The sequence below is a fragment of the Ciceribacter sp. RN22 genome (assembly GCF_024054295.1).
In the GTDB taxonomy this organism is placed as follows: Bacteria; Pseudomonadota; Alphaproteobacteria; order Rhizobiales; family Rhizobiaceae; genus Allorhizobium; species Allorhizobium lividum.
In genome coordinates, this window is the sequence record NZ_JAMXLD010000001.1 from 2,012,952 (window position 1) to 2,021,281 (window position 8,330).

At 65.3% G+C, this 8,330-nt stretch carries 5 protein-coding genes; 2 read left to right on the forward strand and 3 right to left on the reverse strand.

Annotation, left to right across the window (positions count from 1 at the left end):
• Positions 1 to 220 precede the first annotated feature (220 nt).
• A complete protein-coding gene (locus NHF53_RS09990) occupies positions 221 to 1,573 on the reverse strand; it encodes a sirohydrochlorin chelatase (protein ID WP_252834053.1) in 1,353 nt (450 codons plus the stop codon).
• 331 nt (positions 1,574 to 1,904) lie between these two features.
• Here NHF53_RS09990 and NHF53_RS09995 point away from each other — a divergent pair, with 331 nt between their 5' ends.
• Together NHF53_RS09995 and NHF53_RS10000 are read left to right on the forward strand one after the other, a co-directional pair.
• Positions 1,905 to 2,690: a TSUP family transporter gene (locus NHF53_RS09995; RefSeq protein WP_252834054.1), complete on the forward strand. Its 786-nt coding sequence runs from the start codon at positions 1,905 to 1,907 to the stop codon at positions 2,688 to 2,690.
• Positions 2,691 to 2,864: 174 nt separating this feature from the next.
• Positions 2,865 to 4,187, forward strand: coding sequence for a glycosyltransferase (locus tag NHF53_RS10000; RefSeq protein ID WP_252834055.1), 1,323 nt, complete (start codon positions 2,865 to 2,867; stop codon positions 4,185 to 4,187).
• Positions 4,188 to 4,200: 13 nt separating this feature from the next.
• On the opposite strand, the gene cobO is transcribed toward NHF53_RS10000, so the two are convergent.
• Complete coding sequence (gene cobO / locus NHF53_RS10005; RefSeq protein WP_252834056.1) at positions 4,201 to 4,833, reverse strand: cob(I)yrinic acid a,c-diamide adenosyltransferase; 633 nt, start codon at positions 4,831 to 4,833, stop codon at positions 4,201 to 4,203.
• A gap of 23 nt (positions 4,834 to 4,856) precedes the next feature.
• On the reverse strand, positions 4,857 to 8,195 hold the full coding sequence (cobN, locus tag NHF53_RS10010) for a cobaltochelatase subunit CobN (RefSeq protein WP_252834954.1): 3,339 nt from the start codon (positions 8,193 to 8,195) through the stop codon (positions 4,857 to 4,859).
• Between the last annotated feature and the right edge of the window lie 135 nt (positions 8,196 to 8,330).

Below are 8,330 nucleotides of genomic sequence, written 5' to 3' on the forward strand. Positions count from 1 at the left end.
GTACCGTCCGGACATCCGGAGCCGGCGCTTTCGACCTTCGGATTTGCCGCATGGCGCATGACTGCCGCCGATTCACGGATGGCCAACCTATCATCGGCGCCGCCAGCGCTTTGCTCGCGGCCAAACCTGTTTTGGCGATGTCCGCGCCGCATACCGATCTCCCCCCTTGAGGGGGAGATGGCCGGCAGGCCAGAGGGGGGTGACCCGGCGAAAACCATCATCATTTCTTCTGCATAGACCTCGGGCCGAGCGGATGGTCCGCATGCGGATACGGTGCGTGGTGGTGTCCGTGATCGTGATCATGGCCATGCCCGTGGCCATGATGGTGCGCATGGTCATGGTCGTGGTGGTGATCGCCGTGATCGTGGTGGTGATCGTGGTCGTGGCCATGGTGATGATGGCCATGATGATGTCCGCAGCCGCAGTTCGGGCCGTGCTCGTGGACATGCGCCTTGCCGCTCGACGGCGCGTTCATCACCGCGTCGAGTTCGGCATCAGGCGTTGCATTCAGGAGATGGCCGTACTTGCCGCCGAGCGTGGTCGACGCCGCGTAGTCGAAGGCCGGTTCGAGGTTGTTCGGCTCCGCGTGGGAATGAACGGGCGTCCAGGGCAGCCCATGCTCCCTGCAGAAGTCCGGATCGCGGCAGGAGGCGTCGCAGTCGCCCTTGCAGGGACAGTCTTCCAGCCCGCCGCCGATGCCTTCCACGTGGTGGTGGTGGCTTTCTTGGCGTTGGCCGAGATCGGCCTCGAAGCCGAGCACCTGCTCGCGATATTTGCACATCTGGCAGTTCATCACTGCCGCGCCGTTCAGCACTTCGCCGACGCGGTCCTGGAAGGCTTCGAGCACCAGCGGATGGTCATTCAGGTAGCTCGCCTTGACAAACTGTATTTCGGGATGACGGGCCGCCACCTCGTCGGTGTAGGAGTAGATCCGCTTCACCAGCACGCCGGTGAAAAGGAAATACGGAAACACGATGATGCGCTTGTAACCGAGCTTGGCGGCATGGGTGAGGCCCGGCTCGACGAGCGGGAAGGTCACGCCCGAATAACAGGTCTCGCCCCAGCCGAAACCCATGCCTTCCCAGAGCATGCGCATGACCTTGGCGGCGTTGGAATTGGCGTCCGGATCGGAGGAGCCGCGGCCGACGACCATCAGCAGCGTATCGTGCTTGTCGACGAAGCCCAGTTCGGCATTTGCCTTGTCGACCGCCTCCTGGGTGCGGTCGCCGGCGGCGCGGATCATCTTGAGATCGATGCCGAGTTCACGACCATATTCGATGACCATACCCGGATTCTGCGCCTGGTAGGTGTTGAGCACCGACGGGATGTCGTTCTTGGCGTGGCCCGCGGCAAAGAGCATGCCGGGGATCGCCAGCACCCGCGTGACGCCTTCCCCCCTCAGCTTGTCGAGGCCGGCCGAGATCACCGGATTGCAGAACTCCAGATAGCCGTATTCGACCGGCATGTCCGGGTTACGCGCTTTCAAGGCTTCGGCGATCACGGCGAATTCGCGCGCGGCGTTCTGGTTGCGGCTGCCGTGTCCGCAGACCATGATTCCGAATTTTTCCGTCATTCTTTCCGGCCTCCTGCTTCGTTGCTTTCCACATGTACGAAGCGCCAGAACCGTCAAGCGGTCCTGCGGCCATCGGGACAGCTCCGGAATTGGCCCCCGACTTGGGTCGGCCGCACCGGACTATTTCCAGCCTGTCAAACAGGCGCCGTCGCACATTAGCGAGTGGTTTACCGAAGCCCATGGCCGCGGTCAAACCGGATTGCGCCGGAAGCTGTGGAGTCTGCGCCACGGCCCCGAGCCGCGCGACGACATGCGGCAAGACGGTTGCCGCGCGCGGATCGCTGGTGCAAGAGTGCCGGCGTCCTCAACCTTCCCCCGAAAGAGTCGTTTCGTGGCCGATCTCGCCCTGCAAGTCTTCGTTCTCCTGTTCATCGCGGCCTTCGTCGCGGGCTTCGTCGATTCGATCGCCGGCGGCGGCGGGCTGATCACCATTCCGGCCATGCTGATCGCCGGCATCCCGCCGCTCGAAACGCTCGGCACCAACAAGCTGCAGTCGCAATTCGGCGCCCTGTCGGCCACACTTGCCTATGCACGCAAGGGCCATGTCGACCTGAAGGCGCAGCGCCCGATGGCGGCGATGGCGGTCCTCGGCGGCGCCGTCGGGGCAATGATCGCAACCATCGTCCCCGGCGAGGTACTGCGGGTGCTGATGCCCTTCCTGCTCGTCGCCATCGCCCTCTATTTCGCCTTCAAGCCGAACCTCAGCGACGAAGACCGGCACCGCCGCCTCTCAAACGTCCTCTTCGGCGGCACCATCGTGCCTGTAATCGGCCTCTACGACGGCGTCTTCGGCCCGGGCACCGGCTCCTTCTTCATGCTCGCCTTCGTCTCGCTCGCCGGCTTCGGCATGCTGAAGGCGACGGCCCACACCAAGCTCCTCAACCTCGGCTCCAACGTCGGCGCCTTCCTGGTCTTCCTGATGACCGGCGCCGTGCTCTGGAAGATCGGGCTGCTGATGGGGCTCGGCCAGTTTCTCGGTGCCCAGACCGGCTCGCGGCTTGCCATGCGCAACGGCGCGAAGATCATTCGCCCGCTCCTCGTCGTCACCTGCCTCGCCCTTGCCACGAAGCTGCTCGCCGATCCCGCCAATCCGGTCAGGATGTGGCTCGGGGTTTGACGACAGCCCATCCCGGCTCTGCGAACCTCACCCATTTCGGCACACACACGGCCTGAAAACGTCGAACACCCCTAGATCCTTGCGAATTGACGCAGGCACGGCGCCTGCACACGATGACGGCCGTCATTCATCAAGTCGCCTTTCAAGTATCGATTTTGGCTCAGGAAACAGGCCATGCGTGTCACCATCTTCACCATCGGCACGGAGGGGGACGTGCGGCCACTGGTCGCCCTGGGCGTTGGCCTGGCGCGCAAGGGCCACATCATCACCATCGCCACGGACAAAAGTTGTGCTGATCTCGTCACCGCCCATGGTCTCAACTATCGCCCGCTGTCGGGAGATTTCCGCAGCTGGATGCATGAGGACCCGGATCTGCACAAGCGGGGACTTTCGACACCCGATATGGCCCGCAAGTTTCGCGACCGCCTTAGGATGCTCGCGGAGGACTGGCCGAGACAAGGCATGGCGGCCGCGGCGGATGCGGATCTGCTGATCGGCAACGGCATGGTCTTCCTGCTGGCGGATTCGATCGCGGAACGGCTCGACCTTCCTGTGGTCGAGACGCAACTTGTCCCCACGCTGCCGTCCAGAAATCCGCCCCTCATGCCGCTGCCACGCTGGATGTATCGTCTGCCCGGCGCTGCCAACCGGCTTCTCGGTCGCCTGTCACGCCGTCTTGTCTGGAGCGTGATGACACCGGCATATCAAGAGGTTGTGCGTCCTGGGCTGGGACTCGATCCCTATACGGCACCCGGACCGCTCTCCGGTATCCAGTCACGCCATCTCAGGCTGTTCGGCTACAGCCCCACACTGGTACCGCCGGACCCCGAGTGGCCCGACACGGTCCAGGTGACGGGAGCTTGGGTCTTGCCGGCTTCGTCCGAGTATAAACCCTCGCCCGAACTGACAACATTCCTGCTTTCCGGACCGAGGCCGATCTATGCGGGCTTCGGAAGCATGACAAATATCGACGCCGATGCCTTGACCGGGACCATGGCCAGGGTCGCACGCGAGACCGGCCAACGCTTTGTTCTGGCGACGGGCTGGGGCGGACTGCAGAGCGGAGAAATTGCAGATTGCCCGCTCATCCACATCGTCCAACATGTGCCGCATGACTGGTTGCTGCCGCTAATGGCGGCCGCAATCCATCACGGAGGTGCGGGAACTTCGATCGCAGCCGCACGCGCCGGCATCCCCTCCATCGTTGTGCCTGTCTTCGGCGATCAGCCTTTCTGGGCATCCCGTCTCCAGCGGCACGGCGCGGCACCGCCTCCGATCCGGCGAAGCCAGATGACCGAAACACGCCTGCAAAAAGCCCTGCGTGCCGTCGAATATCCTGCCATGCAGCGCGCCGCCGCAGAGCTCGGCCAACGGCTCAGACGGGAAGACGGCGTCGATACCGCAATCGGCACCCTGGAGGCGTGGGGCCTGATTCGATCCAACCCAGCTTCGTTGGACCGTCAGACGACACCTGGAGCCGGCCCATCATCACATTGAGCGAGGTTGCCTTTCAGAATTCCACCCCGATCTGTGCCTTGATGCCGGAACGGAACGGATGCTTGACGAGCTCCATCTCGGTCACGAGGTCGGCGATCTCGATCAGCTCGTCCTTGGCGTTGCGGCCGGTCAGCACGACATGGGTCATCTCCGGCTTCTCGGTTTTCAGGAACTCCACCACCTCACCGATGTCGATGTAGTCGTAGCGGATGGCGATGTTGATCTCGTCGAGCAGCACCATGGAATTGGCGGGATCACGGATCAGCTCCTTGGCCTTTTCCCAGGCCGCCTTCGCCATCGCGACGTCGCGCGCCTTGTCCTGCGTCTCCCAGGTAAAGCCCTCGCCCATCGTGTGGAACTCGCAGATATCGGAGAAGTGTTTCAGGATCAGGTCGCGCTCGCCGGTCGACATGGCGCCCTTGATGAACTGCACGACCGCGCATTTCTTGCCGTGCGCGATGTGCCGAAAAATCATGCCGAAGGCGGCCGACGACTTGCCCTTGCCCTTGCCGGTGTGCACGATGATCAGGCCCTTCTCGTCGGTCTTGGTGGCCATGATCTTGTCGCGCGCGGCCTTCTTCTTGGCCATCTTCTCCGCGTGGCGGGCAAGATCCTCGGGCGCGGCGCCGGAAAGCTCGTCAGTCATGGTGTCATCCTCCAGATGTGATTTCAGTGCTTACCGCCGACAAGCCGTGTCAGGTCGAACATCGCTGAATTGCTCTTCGGCGTCCACAACCCGCGGTCGATCGCCTCGATCAGACGCGCCGACATTTCCTCTAGCGCTGCCGGGTTCTTTTCCGCCATGAAGTCGCGCACCCGCTCGTCGAGGATGAAGGCCCGGTAGACCGCCTCGAAATGATGGTCGCGCACCGCTCCGGTGGTCGCCGAAAAGGCGAACATGTAGTCGACCGTCGCGGCGATCTCGAAGGCGCCCTTGTAGCCGTGGCGCATGACGCCCTCGATCCATTTCGGGTTGACGACGCGCGCCCGCACGACGCGGCCGATCTCCTCCTCGAGCGAGCGCACGACCGGCCGTTCCGGGCGGGAGTGGTCGTTGTGATAGACGCTCGGCCGATGGCCGGACACATGCTCGACCGCCGCCGTCATCCCGCCCTCGAACTGATAGTAGTCATCGCTGTCGAGAAGGTCGTGCTCGCGATTGTCCTGGTTTTGCACAACCGCCTGCACCGACCTCAGCCGCTCCTCGAAGAGCCCGCGTTCGGCCTTGCCTTCTTCGCCGGCGCCGTAGGCATAGCCGCCCCAGACGAGATAGGCTTCGGCGAGATCGCCGCGGCGCTCCCAGCCCTTCTCGTCGATCAGCGCCTGCAGGCCCGCACCATAGGCGCCGGGCTTCGAGCCGAAGACGCGGTAGCCGGCGCGGCGGGCGGCCGAGGCCTCGTCCATGCCCGCTTCGCGTAGCCGCGCGACCTCCTCCCGCATGCGAGCGGCGATGGGGTTGTCCGCTGCATCTTCCTCCAGCGCACCGACGGCGCGGACTGCGCGGTCGAAAAGGGCGATCTGCTCGGGAAAGGCATCGCGGAAGAATCCGGAAATCCTGAGCGTCACATCGACGCGCGGCCGGCCGAGGACGGCCTGCGGAACGATCTCGAAGCCGGTGACGCGGCGGGACGCCATGTCCCAGAGCGGCTTGACGCCAAGAAGCGCGAGCGCCTGGGCGATGTCGTCGCCGCCCGTGCGCATGTTCGAGGTGCCCCAGGCGGTAAGGCCGAACGAGGTCGGCCACTCGCCGTGATCCTGCACGTAACGGGCGATCAGCAGTTCGGCGGACTTCTTGCCGAGCTCATAGGCCGCCGGCGTCGGCACCGCGCGGCTGTCGACCGAGTAGAAATTGCGGCCCGTCGGCAGCACGTCCGGCCGGCCGCGCGTCGGCGCACCGGAGGGGCCGGGCGGCACGAAGCGGCCGGCAAGGCCGGTGAGCAAGCCTTCGATTTCGGCCGGACCGCAGGCGACGACCGACGGCTTCAGCCGGTTCTCGATCTCGTCGAGCACCGCGCGGGTCCGCAGCCACGTTTCGGGGCACGTCTGCTCGCCCGCCACCAGCCTTGCGGCCAGCAGTTCGATGCGCTCGACCGTGTCGCCTTTGGTGCGCCACGGCTGGCCGTCAATGTCAGCAAGGATCGCCGGCCGCGGTCCGTTCCAGGGGTCGGACATCACGCAGTCGAGGGGATCGAAGGAACGGTCAGCGTCCAAAATCTCCCCCTCTGGCCTGCCGGCCAACTCCCCCACAAGGGGGGAGACAACGCGCGGCTCGCCTTGCTCCTCTGGGCGCGCGCCGGGCGCGAGTGGCAGCCCCTCCCCCTTGTGGGGAGGGGTTGGGGAGGGGTTTCCTCCGAAAGCATCCCCCGCAATCGCCCGCTGCAGGCTGGCGTCGCCACCTTCGCCCAGCCCCCGCGGCACACGGGCCAGAGCGACGGTCAGGTCGGTCAGCAGCCGGCCTTCGGGCGCAAGGCCGAAGATGTGCAGGCCGTCGCGGATCTGCATCTCCTTGAGGTCGCAGAGATAGGCGTCGAGCTTTTCGAGCGCGCTTTCCTCCGCCTCGCCCTTGGTGATCCCGGCATCCTCGTCAAGGCCGATGTCGGCGACGAGGTCGAGGATCTGCTTCTTCAGCAGCTTCAGGCGTCGGGGATCGCCGCCGGCTGCCTCGTAATACTCGTCGACCAGCGCTTCCAGGTCCTTCAGCGGACCGTAACTTTCGGCACGCGTCAGCGGCGGTGTCAGGTGGTCGATGATGACGGCCGAGGTCCGCCGCTTCGCCTGCGTACCCTCGCCCGGATCGTTGACGATGAAGGGATAGAGATGCGGCAAGGGGCCGAACACCGCCTCCGGATAGCAGGTCTCCGACAGCGCCAGCGCCTTGCCCGGCAGCCATTCGAGGTTGCCGTGCTTGCCCATGTGGATCACCGCGTGGGCGTCGAATTCCGTCCTCAGATGGGCATAGAAGGCGAGATAGCCGTGCGGCGGCACGAGGTCCGGCGAATGGTAGGTTTCCTTCGGATCGATGTTGTAGCCGCGGGCGGGCTGGATACCGACGAGCAGGTTGCCGAACCGCGACAGCGGCAGGGCGAACCGCCCGTCGACGAAGAAGGGATCGTTCTCCGGCACGCCCCAGCGAGCGGTGACCTCTCCCTGAAGCGCTTTCGGAAGCTTTTCGAAGAAGGCCTTGTACCGATTCAGGGAAATGGTTTCGCGGATTTCTCGTCCGTCATTCGCGGCATTCGTCGGCCCGGCCATCAGATGCGCCATCAGCGCGTCGCCGTCCTCCGGCACGTCGCCGACCGCATAGCCGCTTCTTTCCATGGCGCGCAGCACCTCGACCGTGCCGGCCGGGGTATCGAGGCCAACGCCGTTGCCGAGACGGCCGTCACGGTTCGGATAGTTCGCCATGATCAGCGCCACCCGCCGATCGGCGGCCGGTGTCTGCCTGAGACGCGCCCAGCGGGCGGCGAGCGCCGCGACGAAGGCCGTCCGTCCCGGCTCTGGCTCGTGGGTGACGATGTTCGCCTCGACGCGCTCGTCGAAGCGGGCCGCCGACTTGAACGAGACGGCGCGGGCGAGCACCCGGCCGTCGACCTCGGGCAGTGCCACGTTCATCGCGAGATCGCGTGCCGAAAGCCCCTGGCTCGATGCCTGCCATGCATCCTTCGCGGAAGCCGAGAAGATCGCCTGCAAAACGACGGCCCCGCCCTCGTCGAGCACGGTCGCCCGGCGCTCGGCACCCGGCGCGGAAACGGCAAAGCCCGTCGCATTGATCACCACGGCGGGCGGCGCCTCGGCAAAGATCGCGCGCAGCGTGTCGACCGAGACCGCATCCTTGAGGCTCGAGACGAAGACCGGCAATGCGGCAAGCCCTTCGGCCTTCAAGGCGTCGATAAGGGCCTCTACCGGCTTCGTCTCGCCGCTCTGGACGAGCGCGCGGTAGAAGCAGATGGCAACGACGGACGTCGACGCTTGTTTTCCCCCCTCTGCCCTGCCGGGCATCTCCCCCACAAGGGGGGAGAGCCGCTCGCGGCAAGCGCCAGCCTCAGGTGGCGCCGTGCCCTCAGAATCGCCTACCGCAAATTCCAGCCCCGGAGATGGTGCGGCGTGGCCGCCACCTCCGATCTCCCCCCCTGTGGGGGAGAT

Coding starts and splice junctions, on each gene's coding strand:
- NHF53_RS10000 (WP_252834055.1), top strand. CDS start 2,865: ATGCGTGTCACCATCTTCACCATCGGCACGGAGGGGGACGTGCGGCCA.
- NHF53_RS09990 (WP_252834053.1), bottom strand. CDS start 1,573: ATGACGGAAAAATTCGGAATCATGGTCTGCGGACACGGCAGCCGCAAC.
- cobO (WP_252834056.1), bottom strand. CDS start 4,833: ATGACTGACGAGCTTTCCGGCGCCGCGCCCGAGGATCTTGCCCGCCAC.